This window comes from Proteus columbae (assembly GCF_009914335.1).
Classification (GTDB): Bacteria; Pseudomonadota; Gammaproteobacteria; order Enterobacterales; family Enterobacteriaceae; genus Proteus.
Map to the genome: position 1 here is coordinate 809,861 of NZ_CP043925.1, position 25,262 is coordinate 835,122.

22 protein-coding genes are annotated in these 25,262 nt (G+C 37.5%); 8 read left to right on the forward strand and 14 right to left on the reverse strand.

Annotation, left to right across the window (positions count from 1 at the left end):
• Window positions 1-45: 45 nt before the first annotated feature.
• Window positions 46-699 (reverse strand): carbonate dehydratase, encoded by a 654-nt coding sequence (can, locus tag F1325_RS03760; RefSeq protein ID WP_072070989.1) that lies wholly within the window; start codon window positions 697-699, stop codon window positions 46-48.
• 849 nt (window positions 700-1,548) lie between these two features.
• On the opposite strand from can, the gene F1325_RS03765 reads away from it, so the two are divergent.
• From F1325_RS03765 to F1325_RS03780, 4 genes are all read left to right on the forward strand, one after another.
• Window positions 1,549-2,484 carry an ABC transporter ATP-binding protein gene (locus F1325_RS03765; RefSeq protein ID WP_160230014.1) on the forward strand — a complete coding sequence of 312 codons (936 nt, stop codon included), beginning with the start codon at window positions 1,549-1,551 and terminating at the stop codon, window positions 2,482-2,484.
• Complete coding sequence (locus F1325_RS03770; RefSeq protein ID WP_109371619.1) at window positions 2,481-3,251, forward strand: ABC transporter permease; 771 nt, start codon at window positions 2,481-2,483, stop codon at window positions 3,249-3,251. Before F1325_RS03765 ends, F1325_RS03770 begins: the two co-directional genes overlap by 4 nt.
• Window positions 3,252-3,436: 185 nt before the next feature.
• Entirely contained in the window at window positions 3,437-4,669 is a 1,233-nt protein-coding gene (locus F1325_RS03775; RefSeq protein WP_109371617.1) for an MFS transporter, read from the forward strand.
• An 87-nt stretch (window positions 4,670-4,756) separates the two neighbouring features.
• A complete protein-coding gene (locus F1325_RS03780; RefSeq protein WP_109371615.1) occupies window positions 4,757-4,939 on the forward strand; it encodes a DUF2526 family protein in 183 nt (60 codons plus the stop codon).
• A gap of 100 nt (window positions 4,940-5,039) precedes the next feature.
• Here F1325_RS03780 and htpX read toward each other — a convergent pair whose 3' ends face one another.
• The 5 genes from htpX to F1325_RS03805 form a co-directional block, all read right to left on the reverse strand.
• Window positions 5,040-6,005 (reverse strand): zinc metalloprotease HtpX, encoded by a 966-nt coding sequence (htpX, locus tag F1325_RS03785; protein ID WP_160230015.1) that lies wholly within the window; start codon window positions 6,003-6,005, stop codon window positions 5,040-5,042.
• Between the two features lie 75 nt (window positions 6,006-6,080).
• Entirely contained in the window at window positions 6,081-6,641 is a 561-nt protein-coding gene (locus F1325_RS03790) for a LemA family protein (protein WP_088493630.1), read from the reverse strand.
• A gap of 247 nt (window positions 6,642-6,888) precedes the next feature.
• The gene (locus F1325_RS03795; RefSeq protein ID WP_109371611.1) at window positions 6,889-7,707 is read right to left on the reverse strand and encodes a dimethyl sulfoxide reductase anchor subunit family protein; all 819 of its coding nucleotides are present in this window, start codon (window positions 7,705-7,707) and stop codon (window positions 6,889-6,891) included.
• Between the two features lie 2 nt (window positions 7,708-7,709).
• Window positions 7,710-8,261 (reverse strand): 4Fe-4S dicluster domain-containing protein, encoded by a 552-nt coding sequence (locus F1325_RS03800; RefSeq protein WP_160230016.1) that lies wholly within the window; start codon window positions 8,259-8,261, stop codon window positions 7,710-7,712.
• A gap of 2 nt (window positions 8,262-8,263) precedes the next feature.
• A complete protein-coding gene (locus F1325_RS03805) occupies window positions 8,264-10,600 on the reverse strand; it encodes a molybdopterin-containing oxidoreductase family protein (RefSeq protein WP_160230017.1) in 2,337 nt (778 codons plus the stop codon).
• A gap of 231 nt (window positions 10,601-10,831) precedes the next feature.
• Here F1325_RS03805 and F1325_RS03810 point away from each other — a divergent pair, with 231 nt between their 5' ends.
• On the forward strand, window positions 10,832-11,521 hold the full coding sequence (locus F1325_RS03810; RefSeq protein WP_109371605.1) for a helix-turn-helix domain-containing protein: 690 nt from the start codon (window positions 10,832-10,834) through the stop codon (window positions 11,519-11,521).
• 64 nt (window positions 11,522-11,585) lie between these two features.
• Here the strand turns inward: F1325_RS03810 and efeB are convergent, their stop codons facing one another.
• From efeB to F1325_RS03840, 6 genes are all read right to left on the reverse strand, one after another.
• Window positions 11,586-12,851 carry an iron uptake transporter deferrochelatase/peroxidase subunit gene (gene efeB, locus F1325_RS03815; protein WP_160230018.1) on the reverse strand — a complete coding sequence of 422 codons (1,266 nt, stop codon included), beginning with the start codon at window positions 12,849-12,851 and terminating at the stop codon, window positions 11,586-11,588.
• On the reverse strand, window positions 12,841-13,764 hold the full coding sequence (locus F1325_RS03820; RefSeq protein ID WP_160230019.1) for an EfeM/EfeO family lipoprotein: 924 nt from the start codon (window positions 13,762-13,764) through the stop codon (window positions 12,841-12,843). Before F1325_RS03820 ends, efeB begins: the two co-directional genes overlap by 11 nt.
• Entirely contained in the window at window positions 13,754-14,590 is an 837-nt protein-coding gene (locus F1325_RS03825; RefSeq protein ID WP_109371599.1) for an FTR1 family iron permease, read from the reverse strand. The genes F1325_RS03820 and F1325_RS03825 overlap by 11 nt, the downstream gene beginning before the upstream one ends.
• Before the next feature lie 2 nt (window positions 14,591-14,592).
• Entirely contained in the window at window positions 14,593-14,940 is a 348-nt protein-coding gene (locus tag F1325_RS03830; protein WP_088493623.1) for a cupredoxin domain-containing protein, read from the reverse strand.
• Between the two features lie 68 nt (window positions 14,941-15,008).
• Window positions 15,009-15,566: an iron transporter gene (locus tag F1325_RS03835; protein WP_109371597.1), complete on the reverse strand. Its 558-nt coding sequence runs from the start codon at window positions 15,564-15,566 to the stop codon at window positions 15,009-15,011.
• 303 nt (window positions 15,567-15,869) lie between these two features.
• Window positions 15,870-16,157 (reverse strand): helix-turn-helix domain-containing protein, encoded by a 288-nt coding sequence (locus F1325_RS03840; protein WP_072063612.1) that lies wholly within the window; start codon window positions 16,155-16,157, stop codon window positions 15,870-15,872.
• Between the two features lie 600 nt (window positions 16,158-16,757).
• Here F1325_RS03840 and gss point away from each other — a divergent pair.
• The gene (gene gss, locus F1325_RS03845; RefSeq protein WP_109371594.1) at window positions 16,758-18,635 is read left to right on the forward strand and encodes a bifunctional glutathionylspermidine amidase/synthase; all 1,878 of its coding nucleotides are present in this window, start codon (window positions 16,758-16,760) and stop codon (window positions 18,633-18,635) included.
• 179 nt (window positions 18,636-18,814) lie between these two features.
• Here the strand turns inward: gss and dsdC are convergent, their stop codons facing one another.
• Window positions 18,815-19,759: a DNA-binding transcriptional regulator DsdC gene (gene dsdC, locus F1325_RS03850; RefSeq protein ID WP_109371592.1), complete on the reverse strand. Its 945-nt coding sequence runs from the start codon at window positions 19,757-19,759 to the stop codon at window positions 18,815-18,817.
• A gap of 223 nt (window positions 19,760-19,982) precedes the next feature.
• On the opposite strand from dsdC, the gene dsdX reads away from it, so the two are divergent.
• Together dsdX and F1325_RS03860 are read left to right on the forward strand one after the other, a co-directional pair.
• The gene (gene dsdX / locus F1325_RS03855; RefSeq protein ID WP_160230020.1) at window positions 19,983-21,320 is read left to right on the forward strand and encodes a D-serine transporter DsdX; all 1,338 of its coding nucleotides are present in this window, start codon (window positions 19,983-19,985) and stop codon (window positions 21,318-21,320) included.
• Window positions 21,321-21,332: 12 nt separating this feature from the next.
• Window positions 21,333-22,661, forward strand: coding sequence for a D-serine ammonia-lyase (locus F1325_RS03860; protein ID WP_109371588.1), 1,329 nt, complete (start codon window positions 21,333-21,335; stop codon window positions 22,659-22,661).
• 219 nt (window positions 22,662-22,880) lie between these two features.
• Here F1325_RS03860 and F1325_RS03865 read toward each other — a convergent pair whose 3' ends face one another.
• A complete protein-coding gene (locus F1325_RS03865; protein WP_109371586.1) occupies window positions 22,881-25,250 on the reverse strand; it encodes a TonB-dependent receptor in 2,370 nt (789 codons plus the stop codon).
• Window positions 25,251-25,262 lie beyond the last annotated feature (12 nt).

Sequence of the window (25,262 nt, forward strand, 5' to 3'; positions counted from 1 at the left end):
AAAAACCCGCTGAAAAGCGGGTTTTTTGTTGGTGTGCGGAGTGTATTAACGTGGATGGCTTAATTTTGCCATCGCTTGACGATAAGAAAGTTCAAGTTTTTCACGGCTATCCGAAGTGACATCAAGGTCGTGTAGCTCACCGTTATTTAACCCGTAAACCCAACCGTGGATCATCACTTTTTGTCCGCGTTTCCACGCTGCTTGCATAATGGTAGAGTGACCAAGGTTATACACTTGTTCGATAACGTTTAGCTCACAAAGTAGGTTTAATCTATCATGTGGTGCCAGTTCGCCTAACATGGAACTGTGCTTGTACCAAATATCGCGGATATGCAGTAACCAGTTATTGATAAGACCTAATTCAGTGCCTTCAATCGCTGCTTCAATACCACCACAACCATAGTGACCACAGACAATAATATGCTCAACTTGCAATACATCAACAGCATATTGGATCACTGAAAGGCAGTTTAAGTCAGTGTGGATGACTAGGTTTGCTACATTACGGTGAACAAATAAGTCCCCTGGTGCTGCGTTGATCAATTTTTCTGCTGGAACGCGGCTGTCAGAGCAACCAATCCATAAAAAGTGAGGTTTTTGACCTTTACAGAGATCTTTAAAAAACTGAGGATTTTCTTCAGTAACAGATTCTGACCATTGCTTGTTATTGGCTAACAGCTCTTCAATTTTTCTCATCATGACGTGACTGCCTGTAAATTCGGTTTCCCACCATTTGCGCTGACAGTACGCCAACACGAAATAGCTCTTGTGTTATTGTTGGATGCGAGAGATCCGTTAAGAAAGGGTATTTTTATACCATTACTTTTGAATTAATCAGAGGGCTTTTTAAAGCCAAGTGACAGATAATTGCTTGTATTTTTTCGCGTTCAAATAAGATAGATCTTTTTATAGCATTTGTTTAATGAATTTATCAATACATTCTTTGATGTAAATCAAATGTATAAAAAGATAACTGTTTGTTAAGCCTACTGTTGTATTATTCAAAAATAGACACTTATAAATATTATATAAATAAATCTAATGATTGTGATTATTGGTTTTATTTTTATACTGAAAGCATAAATGATAAAAAAATAAAGAGCATCATTGATTGGGGTAATGAATAGCGAGATAATATTCATCAGTAAACTTGAGAAACAAAGGCAATAATTTTATTGGTATCAATTAGGCTAAATGATTGCACTAAGGGATAAAGTTATTAAAACATCAGAATATCAGTAAGAAATAAAAGAACCTTGAGCCTTGATTGTTAATTTACATTCTCTTCAGGTCTTATTCTTTGTTATTAAAATAGTTAAAAAATATTTATTTATTCGTTTGTGTCATAAACCCTAAAACGGTTTATTTACGACCTTATTTTCTCTAGAATATCCTTATTCCATTTTGATCTTATTGAACTAAGCCTATTTTCTGAATTGAAGCGTGTGAGCAACGCGTAGCATTAGCAAGGTTTAGTTGAATAGCTATTTTCTGATTTCAGCTCAGTCAATGCTGAATAATGCAGTTGATAAAAGGTAATTCCCACTTATGACGTATGCATTGGAGTTAACGGAGTTAACGAAAACTTATCACAATGGCGTAAAAGCGCTAAAAGGTATTAACCTCACCGTTGAGGCTGGCGATTTCTATGCTTTATTAGGTCCTAATGGTGCGGGTAAATCGACCACGATTGGTATTATTAGCTCTTTAGTCAATAAGAGTAGCGGCAAAGTAAAAGTGTTTGGTTATGACACCGATACCGATATGGTAAATGCAAAACGCCAGTTAGGATTAGTGCCACAAGAATTCAATTTCAACCCTTTTGAAACCGTATTACAAATTGTTCTCAACCAAGCGGGTTATTATGGCGTGCCTCGTAAATTAGCACTAGAACGTGCCGAAATTTACTTAACTCCGTTAGATTTGTGGGAAAAACGGGATGATAGAGCGCGTTTTTTATCAGGAGGGATGAAGCGTCGTTTGATGATTGCGCGTGCGTTAATGCATCAACCGAAATTGCTTATTCTTGATGAACCTACCGCGGGGGTTGATATTGAATTACGTCGCTCAATGTGGACGTTTTTAAAACAATTAAATGCTGAAGGTACCACTATTATTTTAACGACTCACTATTTAGAAGAAGCAGAAATGCTGTGTCGGAATATTGGTATTATTCAACGTGGCGAGCTGGTTGAAAATACCAGTATGAAAGGTTTATTAAGTAAATTAGAGTCTGAAACATTTATTTTAGACTTAGCACCTAAAAGCCCATTACCTGAATTACAAAATTATCAATATCGCTTGGTTGATACATCGACTTTAGAAGTCGATGTTAAAAGAGAACAAGGATTAAACAGTGTTTTTGCTCAACTTAATGCACAAGGTATTCAAGTGTTAAGTATGAGAAATAAAGCCAATCGTCTTGAAGAATTATTTGTTCATTTAGTGAATGAAGATCATACAGTAGAAGGAGAGAGGGAATGATTCAGCTGTATTGGGTAGCCCTCAAAACAATTTGGATTAAAGAAGTTACCCGTTTTGGTCGTATTTGGGTGCAAACATTAATTCCACCAGTGATAACAATGTCTCTCTATTTTGTTATTTTCGGGAACCTAATTGGTAAACGAATTGGCGATATGGGTGGCGTAGATTATATGCAGTTTATTGTTCCTGGCCTGATTATGATGGCAGTAATAACAAACTCTTATGCCAATGTTTCCTCTTCCTTTTTTGGTGCTAAATTCCAACGTAGCATTGAAGAATTATTAGTTTCACCTGTTCCAACGCATGTTGTTATTGCAGGTTTTGTCGGTGGGGGTGTTGCTCGTGGTATTTGTGTTGGAGTATTAGTGACGGTAGTTTCACTCTTTTTTGTACCATTGGAAATACACTCTTGGACAATGGTAGTCGTGACATTACTGATGACCTCAATTGTATTTTCACTCGCGGGGTTATTAAATGCGATTTTTGCGAAAACCTTTGATGATATTAGTATTATTCCAACTTTTGTTTTAACACCATTAACCTATTTAGGCGGTGTGTTTTACTCACTGTCACTCTTGCCTGAATTCTGGCAAGGGGTATCTAAATTAAACCCGATTGTTTATATGATAAGTGGTTTCCGTTATGGTTTTCTGGGAATTACCGATGTCTCTTTAACAGTGACGATTAGCGTACTGTGTCTTTTTATTGCTGTGTTTTATGTTATTGCATGGTATTTAATTGAAAAAGGTCGTGGTTTAAGAAGCTAATCAAAAAGACACGATCGATAGTTATAAAGTTTGAAATCGGTATCTTAATTAGAGATACCGATTTTTTTTAGCTATTTTTTCAGCATAAATGTTAATTTTTATTTAAATAATGACTTCACTATTAACAAAATGGTTTTTCTTGTTTAGTATACTAAACACTTTAATGGGGATGGAAAGGAAAGGAAATGACAACGGCAAGCCAAACAGGCAAAGCACCTGAGGCAATCTCTCGTAATAAACTTTTATGTATTGCAGGCATGGGATGGACTTTTGATGCAATGGATGTGGGACTATTGGCCTTTTTACTCACAGCATTAAAAGAAGATTGGGGATTAACCGCATCGCAATTGGGTTGGATTGGTAGTGTAAACTCAATTGGTATGGCAGTCGGCGCTTTTGTATTTGGCATTATGGCGGATAGAAAAGGGCGAAAGCCTGTTTTCATCTTCACATTGCTATTGTTTAGCTTAGGTTGTGGATTAACGGCATTAGCAAGCTCTTTAATGGTCGTGCTTGTTTTACGCTTTTTTATTGGTATGGGATTAGGTGGGGAATTACCCGTTGCTTCAACACTGGTCAGTGAAAGTGTTGAAACCCATGAACGAGGTCGTATTGTTGTTTTACTCGAAAGTTTTTGGGCAGTAGGTTGGCTAATTGCGGCTCTGATTGCGTATTTTATCATTCCTGATTATGGCTGGCGTATGGCTATGCTATTAAGCGCATTACCTGCGGTATATGCCCTTTATCTACGTTCAAAATTACCTGAGTCTGTATCTCCTCACACTTCACAGAAAAAAACACGTTTATCAATTCGCCAATCAATGGCATTAATTTGGTCACCTCAATATCGTCGTTCAACATTAATGTTGTGGATATTATGGTTTTGTGTGGTCTTCTCTTATTACGGTATTTTCTTGTGGTTGCCTAGTGTCGCTATGTTAAAAGGCTTTAGTTTAATTAAGAGCTTTCAATATGTGCTTATTATGACATTAGCGCAGTTACCCGGTTATTTTACGGCGGCTTGGCTCATTGAGCGCTATGGGCGAAAGTTTGTTTTAGTGACTTATTTAGCTGGAACGGCGATCAGCGCATATTATTTTAGTGTGGCTGATTCTACCGCGACACTGCTTATTTTCGGGATGTTGTTATCGTTCTTTAATTTGGGAGCTTGGGGCGCTTTATATGCTTATACGCCAGAACAATATCCCGATGGAATTCGAACAACGGGTGCAGGAACAGCAACCGCAATAGGGCGTATTGGCGGAATATTAGGGCCTTTAATGGTGGGATATTTGGTTCAATATCAATTTAAAATAAGCTCAATATTTCTGATTTTCAGTTTTTCGATTGTAATTGGAATATTAGCGGTGATGTTATTGGGGCAAGAGACAAAAAATAAGCCACTTAACTCAATTTAGTCATGCTTTGTGCGACTAAAAATATAGAATTTTTCTTTCTTGTAATATGATAGCAGTTAAGATTTTTATGAGAAAAAGGAAATAACGATGTCTCATTATGATGAAGTGGTTAAACAGGTTGATGATGCTATTGCCACAACCAGTATTCAAACCATGAATGAACTTTTAGTGGAATTAGGTAAAGATAAAACGATTGAGTTTCCACAGCGTTATGAGCAACAAGAGCGTTTACGTACGGCTATTTTCCATCACGGTGAAAAACATCGTTAGTCGGATTGTTGCTAAGAAATAAGAATTAAAAAGCGTTTTCACCTGTTTATCAATATGGTGAAAACGCTTTTTTCTTTTTACTACATTGTATCAACATGAATTAAAACGTTTTTCGACCTTCTAGCACTGCGATCCTATTTTCAATGGAGGGATGCGTTGAGAAAAACGAATCTCCTTTATTAAAAATAAAGGCTGCTTTACGATAAGCACGTCCCGTCGAACCATCTTCAAAATTTTCAGTGTCATGTTGTGCTGAAATTTTCTTTAATGCATTAATCATCGCTTGATTGTCTTGGGTTAAATCAACCGCAGTGGCATCTGCCATATATTCACGAGTACGGGACAAATAGAAATAGAGCACCTGTGTAATGATCGGCAACACCAAGTTTAGAATAATTAAAATGAGTCGTGCTTTACTTGCTGCATCATTACTTTTACCACCACGGTTACCAGAGGCAATATATAAGCGGCTACCAAAGATATTTGTTACCGTCAGAATAACGTTAGCTAATATACCAACATATAACGTTAGTCGTGAATCACCATGAATAATATGCCCTGTTTCATGAGCTAATACTGCTTGTACTTCTTGGCGATTAAGGCGATTTAATAAGCCTGTTGTTACACCAATAAAGGCGTTTTTCTCAGACCAACCCGCTGCGAAGGCATTCGCTTCTGGTGTATCAAGAAGATAGAGTTTAGGAATGTAGCCAAGAGTTGCACTTAAGCTAAGCTCTTCAACAATATTAAGGAGTTGGCGCTCTTGTGCATTTAAGGTGCCATCAGGACTAATTAATCGTGCATTCATTCCTGTTAGCATAATTTTATGCCCTTTAAAATGAATAAAGATAAGCAATAAAATCGAGATGGCGAGAATAATTAATGTTGCAATAGGGAGCGTTTTGAAAGTCAGAAATGCCAACATATTATCAGTAAGATCTAAATAAGGATTGGCTCCAATAGCAGTATCCACCAGCAAACCGATCATAAGCATTAAGAGTAAATATGTTGCTATAACAAAACGAGTTCGAATAGCATTTTTTCGTAGAACATTTCTGAAATCCATTAGTGACTCCAAACAGCACCGTTAAGTGCTGTTTTATCAATCTAGAAGTAATAAGTATCTCTTATCACTATCAAATTAATCGAAATTAATGCGGCGTGCTTCTTCTGCTTTAATGGTTCCTTCATCAAGGCGCCAGTACTCTTTATCAATAACAAGGCTTGGGAAAATTTTGACGATAAATACCGCAGGAATAGAGGCGATGAAAGCACGGTATTGCTCTAAAGTACGGTTGTAACCGCGCTTTGCAAAAGAGAGTTTATTTTCTGTTGAAACAATCTCTTCTTGTAAATTTGCCATGATAGTGTCGGATTTTAATTCAGGGTAATTTTCAACCGCAACATTAATGGCACCACTTGAGACAATTTTTGATAACTCATCTTCAGCCGCTTTGGCTTCTTTGGTATTTGCGCTTTGAGATTGTGTTCTTAATTCAGTTATTTTAGTAAATACTTCAGATTCATGACTAAGGTATTTTTTAACGGTGGCTAATAAGCTATCAAACACTTTGCCACGACGATCTAATTGCACTGAAATTTCAGTTTCACTTGAGATAACTGCTTCACGCATAGAGATAATACGGTTGTAATAATAAAAAATAAGACCTAATAACGCGATGGTAATAATTAATCCAGTCATGTGAAGCGCTCTCTTTTCTAATAGTAAACAGGGAATTGTGCTAAATTATTAATGTTAATTTTGCCTATTATTGATAAAGATAGCCAGATTATTATTTCAACAAAGATAAAAAGAATACTGATAAGGTAAAATCAATAATATGGGCGAGATAAAAAAATACCCCGAATAAATTCGGGGTAAAATGAAAAGTAATGCTAGGTTAAATAAGCAAGCTAACTAAGCTATTTAACCTAGAGAGATAACATACTTAAAACCAAGGTGCTTGCGCCATTACATTGCCATAAAACAACATTCTTCCTGTAATTTCGCCACTAAAAAGCATCAAAATAGCGATAATAGAGAGCGATGTTTTGCTAAATGAAGCACTATGAGACAACGTAATAATACAAATACCCATAATCAGACTAGCAATGACTTGCCACCATAATAATAGGCTTGCTACATCTGCACCGGGTACTTGTGCTCTCATAACTGATCCCACAAGTACTAATAATGCGCCGATTAACGTCCCTATTTTTAATGAATTGCTAATGGTTTTACCTTGTAAACGTAACCAAGGGATCATCGAGCCAAAGCCAAGTAACAACGCTGTACCAATAAAGCTAATTTGTGTTGCTGGTGTATGCCATAACGGGTGTGCCTGCATTTGGTAATAGATTTGTGCTGTAACCAAAATAACAGGCAAACCAATAACGCCACAAAATAAGCCAAGTAGGCTATTACGGCGGATGGCATGAGGTTGTACCCAACTGGCTAATGCCCATAATGAAATCAATCCATTTAGCATCACAAAGGCAATAGCTTCGCGACTTAACCAAGAGTGAGCGATACCTAATACAGAACGATAAGCGCCAAGTGGATCACCCAAGTGCCCCATCGACATTGAGGAGCCAACAACTTCAATTAGCCAAATCAGTGCAATCGTTGTTCGTAACGCTTTGGTATTTAATATCGTTGAGTTTTGTGTCTGGTTTTGCCATTGATACAGTGAAAGTGCTAATACGGCACCAATGCCCCACTGACTCATCACCGTAAACAGGACTAACGGCAGTTGATAATCATGCATGATTAATCCTCCATACCAATAATGACAATATTAGGATTACTGATGGTGTGATCAGGAACGCCATAGCGTTTTTCCAATAAAGCCCAATTTGTTGTATGTTTTTTACGTAAATCTTCAATGTCACCAAATTCGATGGCACTCGTAGGGCAAGACTCGACGCAACGTGGTTTCAAGCCTTCATCCAGTCTATCTGCGCACATGTTGCATTTACTGGTTTTGCCTTCAACGGGATCATAAACGGGGGCATTATAAGGACAGGCCATAATACACATCTGGCAACCAATGCATTTGTCATGATCTTGCACGACAATACCATCCTCGCGTTTGGTATAAGTGTCAGCTGGACAGACTTTTAGGCATTGTGGATCATCACAATGGTTACAAGACATAGTAATAAAGGCTTGTGCATTAGGTTGATCTTCGTTGAATTCACGAACACGACGCCATAGCACACCGGGTGGTGTTACGTTTTCAGATTTACATGCCATAGAGCAGGTGCGACAACCGTAGCAATCTTTGGTATTTATCAGAAAACCATACTGTTTCTTCGCCATGATCATGCCTCCCGTCTTACGTTAACTAAGGTGCTATTACAGCAATGACCATTACCTAAAGGCTCTACGTGATCATTGGTGACATGGCTACTACTTCCGCCTTGTTGCTCCCACCATCCATTGTCTAATGAGATAACACCTTGCTTAATGTGAGTGGTCACAACGGCAATCGCGCGGTGTTCACCTCGATCATTAAACGCGATAGCCCATTCACCATTTTTAATACCGCGAGCTAAGGCATCATTAGGATGGATAAGAATATTCGGCTGATTACGCTGTACTTCTAAGATCCATTCATTCATACCATGACTGGAGTGAACACTACGGGCGAGTTTGCGTTGTACCGCCATAAGAGGATACTTTTGGGCAAGTTCAGGTGAGCCTTTTATCGATTCTTTTACTGGATAATAGGTGACAATAGGGGAGTAATTTTTGCCCTGCCACTCTTCAATAAAGAAGTGCGCTTTTTTCGTTGAAGTACGGAAAATACCATCTTTAAATGGGATCCAATCGCCTTCAACTGGGCGTACTGGGCCTTTTTCAAGCATTTCTCGAGTAATACCAGAGCCTTTTAGGCAAGCATCAATGTAATGTTCGATAGGCTGATTAAAGACTTCACCAAAGCCAAAACGCTCAGCAAGGCGAGCAAAGATCCAATAATCAGGTTTTGCTTCTCCTGGTGGCTCAACGGCTTTTTCCATTAATTGTACATACTGACTACGAACACCCGCCATTAAACTGGTATCTTCAAAAATAGTGGTAACAGGAAGCACAAGGTCGGCATAAAGTGCCGTGGATGACATTAGATTATCTGCGACAACAACAAAAGGTACTTTTTTCAGTGCATTACGCACCATATTTGTGTTAGGAAGTTGCGTCATCACCCCCATTGTCATGATCCACCAAAAGTTAATTGGGTGTGGTCTTTCATTGACAATACAATCACCGACTTTTGCAACAGGGATTGGTTTAATGGGTTTTGCATTAGGTGCTGGTGGAATAATCGGGCTAAATTTCGCCATTTGACGAGCACCGCCCGCATCACAAACTCCCGCGCCTTTTTTACCGATATTGCCGGTTAATAAGGCGAGATAAAACTGGCTTGCTGCGACATAAGCACCAAACTCGGTTCGTTGAGCGCCTGACATATTTTGCACAATCATCGCTGGTTTGGTGGTGGCATAATCGCGAGCTAAACGAATGATCGTTTCTTTTGGAATATCCGTTTCTTGGCTGGTTTTTTCGATAGTCCAAGGTTGTGCTTGCTGATAAATTTGCTCAAAAACTGTCACATAGTCAACATTAGTAGGCAGTTCATCATGAGTTAACGCAGGAACAATATTCGCTGTTTCATGATGAACAAGTTGCTGACTTAATGTATCAAAAACCAGATAGCTATCTTTATCATCATCAGATTGGCGTAATAGTTTTTGTTGTGAGTCAACAAGGTAAACGGCACCGGTATGCGCACGTAAAAAAGGCTTATCCGTGAGATTTTCGTCAATGATAATTTTGATCATACCTAATGCGAGCGCAGTATCTGTACCAGGTACAATAGGGATCCATTCATCGGCTTTAGCCGCAGTTTCATTAAAGCGAGGATCAATAACCACCATTCTGGCGCCATTTCGGCGAGCTTGGTTGTAGTTTTTAAAATAGGCTTGCATAGTGACTGCTGGGTTATTACCCCAACAAAGAATATAGCGACTATCTTTTACCGTATCTCGAGTATCTGCATAGCGTAGACCCACCATTGGGATCATCGCCGCTGTTACAGCAGAACAGCATAAAGAGCCAGCTTGTTTTGTGGAGCCTCCTAAGTAATCGAAAAACGCTTTACCCATATCGTTTTTAATCGAGTCCATATTGCCTGCATGAGTGGAGATAAATAGCCCCTCATTGCCAAACTTATCAATGGTTTCTCTGATATTCTTTTCAATAAGATCAAGCGCTTCATTCCAAATGATCGGTTTAAACTCGGCTTTCCCTTTTTCGCCAACACGTAATAAAGGTGTGGTTAAACGATCTTTATGGTATACCCACTTAGTTCGGCTCATACCACGCAAACAGCATTTCACATTAAAGCCTTCAGTGGCTTCAACTTTGATAAGTTGCCCATTATGTGTAAAAGCTGTTAGGTTACAGTGCAAACATTCCATCGCACAGGTTGAACGAAAGGTTTTATATTCGGATAATTTGATCCGTACTTTTTGGTTATATATGGGTTTATTTTCATTAACTAGACTGAACGCGTTAGGAGAAAGAGCGGCCACGCCAATAGCGCCCATTCCTTTTAACAACGTTCTTCTATTTAATTCCCATTTTTGATTTTTAGACATAGACATTCTCACGCACAAGAAAAGTTAACTATATATAAACTCAATTCATATATGGTTAACTTTGAGTTAGATCATCTAAAAATAGACAAAGAAAATAATCGATAGAAAATGATTAAAAAGCCCTATTTAAAATAAGGTTTCAGAGCAATATACTAGTAAAAATAACAAAAAAAGAATAATGGGATATCGTCATAAAATTAAGTAAATAACGAATAGGTATGGGAAAAATAAATGCAGAATTCTCAAGGAGTTAACTCGGTTGATATCGCTATTACCATTCTCGAATTTATTGCGTCGAATGGCGGGGTAGCTCGATCGTCAGATATTGCAAAAGCCTGTTCACTTTCAAAAAGTCGCTTACATAAGTATTTAGTTTCACTTTGTCGCTCAGAAATGCTGTATCAAGAGAGTGAAGGAAGCCAGTATTGTTTGGGCAGTAAAATTCTTTTCTTAGCCGAGGCGACACCAAAGCCACAATCCGTTGTGGATGAAATTAACCAGCTATTATGTGAGTTTAGAGACGAACATAATATGTCTACGGGATTGGTGATATCTCAAGGTAATCAACTATTTTTAACACGTTACAACCGTAGTTTTAAACATGTTGATATCGATTTTTTACCTGATACTCCTGTTCCTCATAAAGTTAGTGCAGCGGGTGCTGTTTTTGCCACCTTTAGTGATTTGATGATTGAAGCAGATTTATCGCAAAAGCAGCAAAATACTATTCGTCAACAAGGTTTTGCTATTCGTCAGGAGCCTGCTGATGGTATTCCTGGCGCGCAATCTATTTCATGCCCTGTCTTTAATAAAAAAGGGGAAATGGTAGCGGCAGTATTGACGATGGGATTTATTGAACCTGAAAGGCAAATGGAGCTAGGCTATGCATTAAAAGCAAAAATGGCGCATTTCTCCCATTAATTTGCTAAAGAGCTTATTTAGGCACTTTTGCATTAAAAGCAAAGTGCCTAAAATCGTGTGTTGATTAATCGAATAGTCCTTTTGCCAGAATGTCGCCTTCTTGAGATATACCGGGTAACACGAAGTAATATCCGCCACCAAAAGGTTTGATATAACGCTCTAAGGGTTCACCGTCTAAACGTTTTTGGGTATCAATAAACCCTTTTTTAAGGTTATTTTGAAATGAGATAAAGATCAGCCCCATATCTAGTTGACCTGAAGGCGTTAATCCTAATGAGTAGCTATAACTACGTCGGCGTAATTTTGCACTGTAACGTTCTGGATTTCTTGGTTCAGCTCGTCGCATATGAGAATCAAATAGCACTCTGTCACCGTGAGGATCTTTTTCAAATTGAGGATCGTCCATCTCTTGCTTCATACCTATTGGTGCACCCGTTGAGCGATGGCGCCCAAAGTTATTTTCTTGATCTTCAAGCGGTGTTCTATCCCAAAATTCCAAAGCAAAACGAATAAGGCGAACAGCTTGATAACTTCCACCTAAACACCACTGTGGCTCTTTTTGTTTCTCAGTGATCCAAACAAGATCATCCATCAAACTATTATCTGAAGAAGGGGCGTTGCCCGAGCCATCTTTAAAGCCAAAAAGATTAATAGGTGTCTGTCGATTATCGATATCACGAGAAGGAAGAAAGCCATCGATTTTCCATACAGCATAAACCTTCCCTGACAGGTGTTTTAAAATATCTCTTAACGCATAAATTACACTTTCTGGGCTATTCGCACAAAGTTGCAGTAATACATCGCCACCACACCATTTAGGATTGAGTCGGTCATTAGGAAAGGGTTTCATTGGTTCTAAACGCTTAGGTTTTTTAGCTTGAAAACCAAAACGGCTATCAAAAAAACTATCACCTAAAGCAACGGTGACGGTTAATTCATCGGGGTGTAATTGTGTTCCTAAAATACCAGATTCAGCAGGGGGGAGATGCGGGTTAGCTCTTTGTTGAAGTTCTCTGGGTTGAGTTAAAAATGCAATTCGTTGTGTCAGTGTTGTGAATATTCTTTTTACATCATCGGCGTTTGTTACTGTCAGATTAAGTGCAATTAATGAAGCATGCTTTTGTTCTGGTGTAATAACACCCGCTTGATGTTGACCTAAATAGGCAATAGCCCGTTGATAGCGAGGAGTAGATAAAGACTCTTGTTTTTCTACTGCTTTCGCTCCCATACTGGCGAGTAATAGACTCCCTCCTAACCACTTTAACGTTGTACGTTTATTTAGGTTAACAGGATTTTTTGATAGCGATTTAAAGAGAGTTTTATTTTTCATCACTTGCTTCTTTATAGTGATAGTAAACATCAATATTGAGCGTACTACGTAAGTTTGCCACTTGCTCTGCCAATTGTGTTACTTGAGAAAAAAGCCAACTTTTTTCTGTTTCAGGAAGTGCGGTTAAAGGCTGAAATAGACCTTCATCGCGCTGATATTTTAAAAGCAAAGCCCCTATATCGTCATATTGTTTGATAAGCAGTTGATATTCTGTCGTTGGAATATGATTAGATAAGATCTCTACGATTAAGCGCGATCCAGATAAATTGGCATAACTATCACCCAGATCGCTGTTTGAATATTGATTTTCAATACCAGCGAGTTTGTCAGTTAAAATAAACTCTAAGCTATCACCCGCAGACTGAACCAATTTAGGGATAGGAATATCTTCAATCGCGACACGTTTTTTTAGGTCACTAATACCTCTTAAAAGGGCTTTTGCCGATTCGGTGGCTTTTTGAGGATCTTTTAATTTAAATAGTTGATATTCAACTAAATGAAATCCTGAAAAACGAGGTGAATTTTCTCTTTCAAGAAAGAAATCGGCTCGATTATTCAATAAACGTTCGCTTGTACCAAAAAGGGCAATAATAGGGCGGATCACTTCATAATGATAATGCGCTTGTTGATAAGCATTTTGTGCATTAATAAGCTGATTTTTTTCGCTGCTTTCGATTAATTTATCGAGCGATTTTTCAACTAGCGTTAATTGTTCAACCGCCTTTTCTCGGTAATTTAAAATATCGCTTTCAAACTTTTTAGGAGTGGGGATATCCCCTTTGGCAATAACGATATTGTCGCTATCTTGAATAATGCCCTGAATAATTTTTTCCGCATAAATAGGAAAAGAAAACAACAAGATAAATAGAAAAACGGTGATCTTTTTACTTAGCAACTTTACATTATTTAGCATGGCGAGCACCTCGCTTAAATAACAGTGCAACAACCACCCAATACACAATAAATGTCACCACGCTTAAACCAATGGGTTGAGAGCGATAAGCAAAAAACGAGACTAAAAAATTACCAAAGACACTGGAATCATCAAGAATATGGCTAATATCCCAAAGTGGATAAATAAAGAAATCAGGTAATTCAAAATCCATTTCAATCAATAGATTGGCAATTTCTTCTACGGCTTTTAATAACAGAGAAACGGCAAGGAATAGTAATAAAAATCCTGTTACGGTAAAGAAATAGCGCCATGAAATAACTTTTGAAGTCAGCAAAAATAGCCATAGTGTGAATGCTGCGACAAGTAAGCCAATAAAGACTTCAATAAAGAAAGGCAGTGCTGTTTGTGCATTGAGAGCCATAATATGGCTAGAGAGGAAGACCACGACTTCGCTGCCTTCTCTGGCAATCGCAATGGCAATAATCAATAAAATACCCCATGCACTTTGTTGTTGTGTTTTTTGGGTGAGTTCATTTTCTATATTTGCTTTTAATGATTTTCCCTGCCCATTCATCCAATAAACCATCTGCACAATAAGTACACAAGCGAGGATCTCCATTGCGATCATAAATAGAGATTGCCACATATCTTCGAGTGAGCTAAATACGCCATAAATACTTAGTGCTAGAATAATGGCAAGAAATAACCCAAAGGCCACGCCACCCCATAAATATTTCATACCGTGTTGTGGTGTTGGTGAACGTTTTATCCACGCATAAATAATGCCTACCACTAATAGCGCTTCAAAGCTTTCTCGCCAAACAACAAACAGAACTTGTCCCATAATTACTCTGCCTTTTCAGTTGCAACAATTTCACCTTGGGGATGAGAAAGGTGAAAATCATCAAAGAAGGTGTAACGGCCTGGTTTTAGTGGTGCGATTACAACGACAGAATTGGCGCCCGGTGCTAATACTTTTTCTTTACGTAGCTGTGTACTTTCAAATTCAACAGGGCTAGTGCCTGTATTACGAATTTTTATTCTAATGGGTGTTTTAGCGGGGACTTCAAGTACTTGGGGAATAAGTTCGCCATCTTTCATTTCTAATTCAACGGTGTATTTCTCTGCTGCAAAAACAGAGGATGTCACCATTAACAGTAGTAATAATGTATATTTAGAGAGAGTTTTGATCATCAGCGTTTCACTTAAAAAAGAGAAAAAGGATAAATCCAAAGGGTTGGATTTATCCGTTATCAAGCTAATTAGTAACTGCCTTTACGGCCCGTACCGCTATAGGTGAAATCCCATGACACTTCAAAGGGTTCAAACCAAGGTGAAACGCCTGTTTCTTTATCGATATGGCGACCAAAAGCGATATCTTTGTTGTATGAAGGCGGGTAAATTTTATAGGTCACGTTATATTGACCATTTCCGTCTAGTTTCAGGTTTTCACCATAGTGAGGGCCATCGTTGGCAACCATTGCCATAAATGTACCTTGTTGTTTTTTTGCAGGCGCGTCGGATTTTGTTACGGTGTATTCGATGGTGAGGTAAGGGATCCAATCACCCTCAGCAAATCCATTCGGATTATCTTCTGTAGCATGAATGTCTGCTTCTAAATGGATATCTGCCTTATCAGCAGCCAAGTGATTCATCGCATGATGACCTTCTTCGGTATCCATTGTGATAGGTTGGAGATAAACCCCTTGAATTTCCATACCATTTTTAAGAATAGGATGACCAACTGGATACTCGACAGCGAGAGCGGACGCAGAAAGAAATGAGAGTGCAGTGAGAGAGAGTGCATAGCGATATTTCATGTTTAACCCTTATTATTGAATGATAATTGTTATTATTCTTAATAAGGTTAGCATAATTTGCATTAGAAATAGGAGATAATCTATACGAAAAATATCGCTTAAGTTGGCAGAAAAGTCAGTGAAAATAGTGATAACGTTTTCTTTTATAAAAGAAAAAAATTTGTTGTTCTGAAAGAAATATATGAATGGAATTAATAATTCCGGGTAATAATACTCAATGAAATCATCTAATTAAGAATGATATATGGAAATCTTATTTATCATAATGAGAAGATAAAAGAGAAGACTTCCATACTAAGAAGATTAAATCTGACTTTGAGCGCTCCAAAACTGTTTGGATTGTGTCAGTGCCACAGCAGAAACTTGCTCTTCATTTGGTGGTAGGAAAAATGCAGGAGTGACTTTTAGCTCTTGTGCAATATGAAAGAGCATATCAACATCAATCTTACATAGCCCATTCTCATAACGTGAAAATTGTTGCTGGCTAATACCGACTCGTTCAGCGACAACCTTTGCTGACAAGCGAAGTTGCTGGCGTTGTTTACGAATTTTATGCCCAATAATTTGAGAAATGGGATAAATCTTTGACATTAGTGACCTCATTCTTCCTATCAACCACCAATAATACTCAATAAATTGAATATCAAGTTTCCGTGTGGATCTTCAAAATAAACAAGCACTCCGGCTTGAATGAGTCAAATCCATACTACTGTGTTATCGGTTAATTGGATGAATTATTTATACCCATTACGTTATAAGATGATATTAATTTTCATTAAACTATTTTGAGATCTTTCTTTTTTCTAGCAGGATAATCGAGGATTTTTTGATAAGCAGTGCTATATATTGCCTAAACACCATTTATTCTGTCATTTGTGCTCGCATTTATGATTAATAAAGAGTAAATAATGCAATCACAATAAAAAAGATAAAGCCCTCTTTGACTGTATTTATGCTCGAAAATACCTTTTATAGGCTTTTTATAATGGGTTATTTTTGAGTTTTTTTTATCTCGTCGCGATTTCCCTTCTTAAACGAGTATCAAACCCAAACAATAATTTTCATTTTGTTGTCATTTATAAAATTACATTCACTTCTGATGGTCTACAGCGTTAAGATTGTTATCTATAATACTTATGCAGATTATAAGTATTGCAGGGTAGTTATCTATTTATCGTCAAGGTCGAGATTATGAATGTAAAAGATATCATTCGTCATGAACCATTTGGAACATTGCTAGGCTATGCGCCTGGTGGTGTCGCGATTTACTCTTCAGATTACAGCAGTATTGATAAAGAAGACTATGCCGCTAATGATTCATTCCGTAGTTATATTGGTAATGAATATATGGGGCACAAGTGGCAGTGTGTTGAGTTTGCTCGCCGTTTTCTCTATTTGCATTATGGCTCTGTATTTACTGATGTGGGAATGGCTTATGAGATCTTCTCACTGCGTTTTTTACGTAAAACCATCGATGACGATATATTGCCATTACAAGCCTTTGCAAATGGTAGCAAACAACCTCCAGCGGTGGGTGCTTTATTGATTTGGCAAGAAGGTGGTGAATTTAAAGTAACAGGGCATGTTGCTGTTATTACTGAAGTGCTTGAAGATAAAATTCGTATTGCAGAGCAAAATGTTATCCACACTCGATTACCCGCAGGGCAACAGTGGACTCGAGAATTACCGCTTAAAGTGACGGATAACGGTTACTTTATTCAAGATACTTTTGATAATACAACTCTATTAGGTTGGATGATCCAAACAGAGCCTAATGCTTATAGCCTTCCTCAACCTAAAATTGCGCCTGAACTGTTAGCCATTCATGCGGCAAAACTTGAGAATAAAGGCCAGTTGGATGGTAAATGGTTAGATGAAAGTTCACCGCTAGAAAAAGCGTATGTCGTCGCACAACACGGTCATATCATCAATCAAGATAGCTATGAATATTTCACCATTTCAGAAAGTGCAGAGCAGGAACTTATTCGTGCAAGTAATGAAATGCATTTGATGTATTTGCATGCAACTGAAAAAGTGTTGAAAGACGATAAGCTACTGCGTTTATTCGATATTCCTGAAGTGTTGTGGCCTCGTATTCGTTTGTCATGGCAAAACAGACGCCATCAAATGATCACGGGACGATTAGATTTTTGTATGGATGAACGTGGTGTCAAAGTTTATGAATATAATGCTGACTCTGCCTCTTGCCATACAGAAGCTGGCTTAATCATCGAGAAATGGGCACAGAAAGGTGGAATTAAAGAGGGTTTTAACCCTGGCGAACGCTTACTTGATGCATTAGCGGATGCTTGGAAACACTGTGATGCAAAACCTTTTGTGCATATTCTTCAAGATGATGATAGTGAAGAAGATTATCACGCTCTCTTTATGCAACAATCACTGAATCAAGCAGGTTATAACAGTAAAATTCTACGTGGATTAGATGAACTTCATTGGAATAGTCGTGGTCAATTGATTGATGCAGACAAGCGGGTTGTTGAATGTGTTTGGAAAACATGGGCTTGGGAAACAGCGTTAGACCAACTAAGAGAAGAGAGTGAACAACAAGCACTGATCCCTATTCGTACAGGGCATCCTGAAGGCGAAGTCCGCTTGGTCGATGTGCTTTTACGTCCTGAAATTACCGTTTTTGAACCTCTTTGGACACTTATTCCTAGTAATAAAGCGATTCTACCTATTTTATGGCAATTGTTCCCTGATAATCCTTATTTGTTAGATACTGATTTCACAGTGACACCTCGTCTTGCACAAAGTGGTTATGCGGTTAAACCGATTGCGGGTCGTTGTGGTAGTAACATTGGTTTAGTCGATCATAAAGATAATGTGTTAGATGAAACCAGTGGTCAATTTGATCATCAAGAAAATATTTACCAAGAATTATGGTGTTTACCAAAAGTGGCAAATCGTTATATCCAAGTTTGCACCTTTACAGTGGGCGGGCATTATGGCGGTTGTTGTTTACGTTCAGACCCAACTCTAGTAATTAAAAAAGAGAGTGATATTGAACCTTTAATTGTGATTGAAGATAAACACTTTCTAGCTAAATAAGATCATAGACGTTTAGAATTAATAAATGATAGGCCCGCCTAATTGGCGGGTTGATTTTAATAAAGAATATTCTCAGTGATATGTTTTTTATTTGCGACGATTAAACCTGCATATTTTGCAATAGCGATTATCTGTTGTGTTGAAAAGGTCATCTCTTTCATCGTATTTTCCTTAGAAAATTACATTCTTTCCTTGATTTGTTTTTTCAGCCACTGAATGAAAAGCTGTACTTTAGCATTATTTTTTTCATTTCGAGTGACGAGGTAATAACGCTGAGCGCAAAAAAGCTCACTATTATCAAAAGGAATAATTAATTCTTTATTAGCCAGTTGTTTTTGCACTAAACGTTTTCTTCCCATCGCCACTCCTGAGTGGTTAACCGCAGCAATAACAGCAAGATCAGAGCGGTCAAAACAGATATTGCTACGATTAGGAAAAAGTGAAAGCCCCATATATTCACTCCAAGCTCGCCATTCGTCGAAATCAGAGTTATTACTCCAAGCTTGCCTATCATGCAGTAAGGTGCAATTGGATAGATGATGAATATTGCCAATAAGCTCATGTTTTTTAGCATATTCAGGGCTACATACGGGAATAATAGATTCTGAAATTAAATCTTCGCAATAAAGATTTTGTAGTTGTTTATCATCAAAATAAATCGCCAGATCAATGCCATAACCTCGAAAGTTAATATCATCATTTCCTGTGAGTAGATTTAATTCAATAGAGGGATAACGTTCAGTAAAATCTGAAATAAGAGGCACTAGCCAACATTGGGCAATAGAAGGTCGTGAATAAACGGTGAGAATGCCTGAGACTTCTTGGTTATGAATATCTAAAATTTCTTGGTTAATATCTTCTAGCGTTTTTTTAAGCGCCCAATAAATTCGTTCGCCTTCTTCTGTTAACTCTATTCGGCGATGAAAGCGGTCAAATAGCTTGATACCTAATTCTTCTTCTAACGTATTAATACGATGACTAATGGCACTTGGCGTTAAGGACAATTCTTCTGCTGCTAAAGCGAATGAAAGGTGGCGACCTGTTGCTTCAAAAGTGTGAAGTCTTGCTAATTGATAACTAGATAATCGTTTATTTCTTAAAATCACGCTAGAAGATTCAAACATTCTTTTATTCTCGTTTTGTTGTTAATAGTAACGTAGGTTAACAATCAAGCTAATGTTAAGATGAAATACCATGCTGCTACTTATCATAATGTGATTATTTGTGCATTGTGTCACTTATTTGAGTTAATTGAGTTCATCTTAGTGTAAATTTTCATCATTTGTAAGTACCGAATGATTAATATTCAATATGATTAACAATAAATAAAATATTTGGGATGGATATATGGATTCAACGTTATGGGTGCTAGGTACTCTTATAATTAGTATCTTGCTCATTGTTTTTACTATAATAAAACTTAAGTTTCACCCGTTTTTAGCTTTACTATTGGCAAGCTTCTTTGTGGGTACTGCAATGAAGATGAATCCTTTAGAAATGGTAAATGCGATTGAAAACGGTATTGGTGGTACGTTAGGATTTTTAGCTGCAATTATCGGTTTAGGAACTATTCTTGGTAAGATGATGGAAATATCAGGTGCCGCAGAACGCATCGGTATTACATTACAAAAATGCCGTTGGTTATCTCCAGACGTTATTATGGTATTGGTTGGTCTTATTTGTGGTATTACACTCTTTGTTGAAGTGGGTGTGGTATTACTGATCCCTCTTGCTTTCTCTATTGCGAAAAAAACAAATACTTCATTATTAAAATTAGCTATTCCATTATGTACAGCATTAATGGCTGTTCACTGTATTGTTCCTCCTCATCCTGCTGCATTATTCGTGACTAATGAATTAGGGGCAGATATGGGAACCGTTATTGTTGCGGGTCTTGCAGTTGGTTTAGTGGCATCTTTAGTGGGTGGTCCTTTATTCTTAAAAATATTAGGTGAACGCTTACCATTTAAAACAGTACCTGAAGAATTTTCTGATATGGAAATTCGTGAAGAAAAAGATTTACCTTCATTAGGTGCCACTCTCTTTACTGTATTACTGCCTATTGTTCTGATGTTGATAAAAACAGCAGCAGAATTAAATATGACAAAGGGAACATCGCTTTATACTGCATTACAGTTTATTGGTAACCCAATTACTGCGATGTTTATTGCTGCCTTTGTTGCTTATTATATTCTAGGTATTCGCCGTAATATGGGAATGAATACGTTATTGAAGAAAACAGAAGATAGCTTTAGCTCTATTGCCAACATCTTATTAATTATTGGTGCGGGTGGTGCTTTTAATGGCATTTTAAAAGGTAGTGGTTTAAGTGAATCTTTAGCGTTAATTCTTTCTAACTTAGATATGCATCCTATTTTATTGGCTTGGTTAGTCGCCATTATTCTTCATGCTGCTGTTGGTTCTGCAACTGTTGCAATGATGGGCGCGACTGCAATTGTTGCACCACTAATGCCTTTATACCCAGACATTAGCCCTGAAATTATTACATTAGCAATTGGTTCAGGTGCTATTGGTTGTACCATCGTCACAGACTCACTGTTTTGGTTAGTGAAACAGTATTGTAATGCAACTTTAAGTGAAACTTTTCGTTTTTACAGTGTCGCGACCTTTATTGCCTCCTTTGTCGCACTAGGCGGTACATTTATGCTTTCTTTTGTCATATAAAAGAGAACGACTATGAACCATATAGATATAAATAAATTAACAAGCAATTTTCCACTAGTTCGTGACTTAGTGGACTTAAAAGAAGTGGTTTGGTTTAACCCAAAAGTGACCACCACTGACCAGGGACTTCCATATGTTGGTTTAACGCAAGATGACGTAATTGACGCACAAGCGAGATTACAACGTTTTGCACCTTATTTAGCAAAAGCATTTCCAGAAACGGCTGTCACTCAAGGAATTATCGAATCAGAAGTGGTTGATATTCCTAAAATGAAAGTCGCACTTGAAAAGCGTTATAACACGTCCATTAGCGGTCAATTGCGTTTGAAAAAGGACAGTCATTTACCTATTTCTGGCTCAATTAAAGCGCGTGGTGGGATTTATGAAGTACTGACTCATGCTGAGAAATTAGCGATAAACGCGGGATTGTTGAGCACAGACGATAATTATGAAAAATTATTTTCTGATAAATTCCGTGAGTTCTTTAGCCAATACAGCATTGCTGTTGGCTCAACAGGCAACTTAGGTATGTCTATTGGGATCATGAGTGCGAAATTAGGCTTTAGCGTGAGTGTTCATATGTCTGCTGATGCACGTCAGTGGAAGAAAGATAAATTACGTTCTCATGGCGTTAATGTTGTTGAATATGAACAAGATTACAGCATCGCAGTAGAAGAGGGTCGCAAAGAAGCAGAGAAAGATCCTAACTGTTTCTTTATCGATGATGAAAACTCAAAAACATTATTTTTGGGTTATGCGGTAGCGGGATTACGTTTAAAACGCCAATTTGAAGAACAAGGTGTTCGTGTTGATAGTGAACATCCTCTGTTTGTTTACCTGCCTTGTGGTGTCGGTGGTGGCCCTGGTGGTGTTGCTTTTGGGCTAAAACTGGCATTTGGGGATGCCGTACACTGCTTATTTGCAGAGCCAACGCATTCACCTTGTATGTTATTGGGTGTTTATACCCAGTTACATGAAGGCATCTCTGTACAAGAGATTGGTATCGATAACGTAACTGCAGCTGATGGTCTTGCTGTTGGTCGTGCATCTGGCTTTGTTGGTCGAGCAATGGAGCGCTTAATTGATGGTTATTACACTATTGATGACCAAGAGCTTTATGACTTACTCAGTTTATTAAATAAAGAAGAAGGGATTAAGTTAGAACCTTCGGCTTTAGCTGGAATGGCGGGCGCTGTACATGTCACTCAAGCTAAAGATTATCTGCAAGGTTTATCACTGGACAGTCAAAAAATGCAAAATGCGACGCATTTAGTCTGGGCGACTGGTGGTGGTATGGTTCCAGCAGATGAAATGCAAAAATATCTCGCTCAAGGAAAATAGAGAGAGAACGGAGGCTATCAGCTTTTGTTCTGATAGCCTCTCAAAAAATAAAGGGAGTAGTACAAGTATTTTTCTAAAACAATAAAAACGTAGCAATATGCTACACCAAGCATTACCTCAAACATTCACACCAGGATGTAAATGTCGTAGTATTATTATAAAAAAGAGGCACCCATTGGGTGCCTCGCTTACTTTTACGCATGGTTAAAGATAAATTGGCTAAAAATCAATTTTGATATTCACTCCATAATTTCTACCCGGCAAAGGGGCTAAATATTTCAACTGAGAAGAAGCGGGTCTTGCTTCTGTATTGGTGAGATTATTAATAATAAAATCAACAGAAACATCTAATTTATCAAGATGATATTTTTTGCCAATTCCTGCATCAACTAATGTGTAAGAAGGAAAAGTAATATCCCCACCATACATTAATCCACCACTTTCTTTTTGTTTTTTATAGTAAGTCGCAGTACTAAATGCGGTTAACTCTTCATGCTGATAATTAAGGCTAATACCATGTTTTTCATTGGGAAGATTAGGCAAATAATTACCTGCAATAAAGAGCTTTCTTTTACTTCTGTTTTCAACAAAATCACCAAATAGTGTGAATGTAAGATTATGGTCGTGAGGCATTTCATATAAATATTTAAATTCGTATTCTAATCCTTTTGTTTCAAGATCAGTTTCATCCCATTCCATTACTGTAACGCCACCACGGCTTACGCCCGTTAAGCGTCTAAACTTAAAATCACTATAGTCAGTTTTATACAGATTGAGTTTATTAGAAAAATTACCGATCTCAATAATGGACGATAATTCAATGCTCTTACTTTTTTCTGTATTAAATTTACTGTTTCCTTGTTCTTCAATTAAATAAGCATAGTGGGGACCATGTGTATAAAGTTCATTAATTTCAGGAGCGCGATAAGAAATATTTTTTTGTAGCTTTAATGTCCATTCATCAATTGGTGTAAAAGATAAGGCTAATGTATTTGCACTGGTATCAAAATGACGATTTTGCAGATTTGAACCTTGTCCTCGACCGCTATTATAATTATCGGGAATATTTAGATGATGATGGGTATAGCCTTTACGGTATCCCGCGGTAATTTCAAAAGGAGATAAATTTAGAGATTCAACCCAATATATTCCATACTCTTTGGTTAATACACTTGGTAAATAAGCATCATAGCCAGATGTTTTCAGATCACGATAATTACCGTTAATTCCAACAGCACCGTTAAGCCGATTAAATAGCGGAGTATGCGCAGTTTCTATCGCTAATTGATGGCTTTTAGTGTTAAATACCGATGATGCAATTTGACCGACCAACTCCTCATCTTTCGATTCAGAATAAGAGTAATAAAAAGCGCTGTCTCTGAAAAATGGCGTTAAGTGATAATGTTTTCCTTGTATATCTATTCGTCGATTATGGTTTGAAACTGAAATAGGTTTGTACATTTCTCGTGTCGTTTTCGACGTGAGATAAGCATATCCTGGTACACCATAAGATGTTTGAAAATCAGTAATAGATAGGCCTAAATAACCATCATCTTCAATATAAGAGAGTGATGCATTACCACTTTGACTTTTTAAAAAGCTATTAGGAATTTCTTTGTTGTTATTTTCAACATAATGCTTGGGCGGTGTTACATGTTCAATGGATGTGGGACTGCCAGGTTTATATTGTGAGTTAGCTTCGTTATCAACATAACCAATACCTGAAAAATAATCTTTATCTTTAAAAGTATATTTATCATCTTCGCTTAATTCATATTCAACTTTGTATTTTTTCCAAAACTCACTAATGTAAGGGTAAGCTTCAGGATTACGGCTGGTAAACACTTTCATATCAACTTGGCATTGATCACGTAACGCAAAGTGACTTTTTAGTTGTTGATAGCTATAGCAAGGTGCTGCTTTAGAATGTGTTGGAATTTTATATCTAGTAACTCGTTTAGTGGCACCCGAAATATTAAAAACCCAGTTTTCTTCATTACTGAATTTAATATTTGCTGATCCACCATTACCGTTATTGGTACTTCCATTAAATGTCACGGCGCCTGAAATCGCTTTTTCAGGCAACTGTGTCATTATCCTATCATCCCACAAATGAATTGCACCACCACTGCTACTACCACCATAAAGTAGTGCTTCAGAGTTTTTACTGATCGATATTTCATTAATTCTGTTCATATCAATGGGAATAGGCATATTTCCGCTGATAAATGAAACATCATTAATAGGAAGATTATTGACTAAAATACCCACTCTATTTCCAGACATGCTACGAATAACGGGTCTTGCGGCATTAGGGCCAAAACCTTCTGCTTGTACTCCTGCGACTTTTGAAACAGTATTACCAATGGTATTGGACTTTATTTGTTCAAGTTGTTTTCCTTTTATCTCTTCCCGATTATTCAGTAACAATGAAGAGAAAGTCTCTTTGTTTTTTATTGATGTTGCTTTAACAGTAATAACATCGTTTGGTATTTCTTTTCCTTTGCTTTTATCTTCATTATTCTCTTTTCCATATAAAGGAGACGACAAAAGCATAAGTAAAATAATAGAGAATTTACTTTTTTTCATAATTATTTTTTA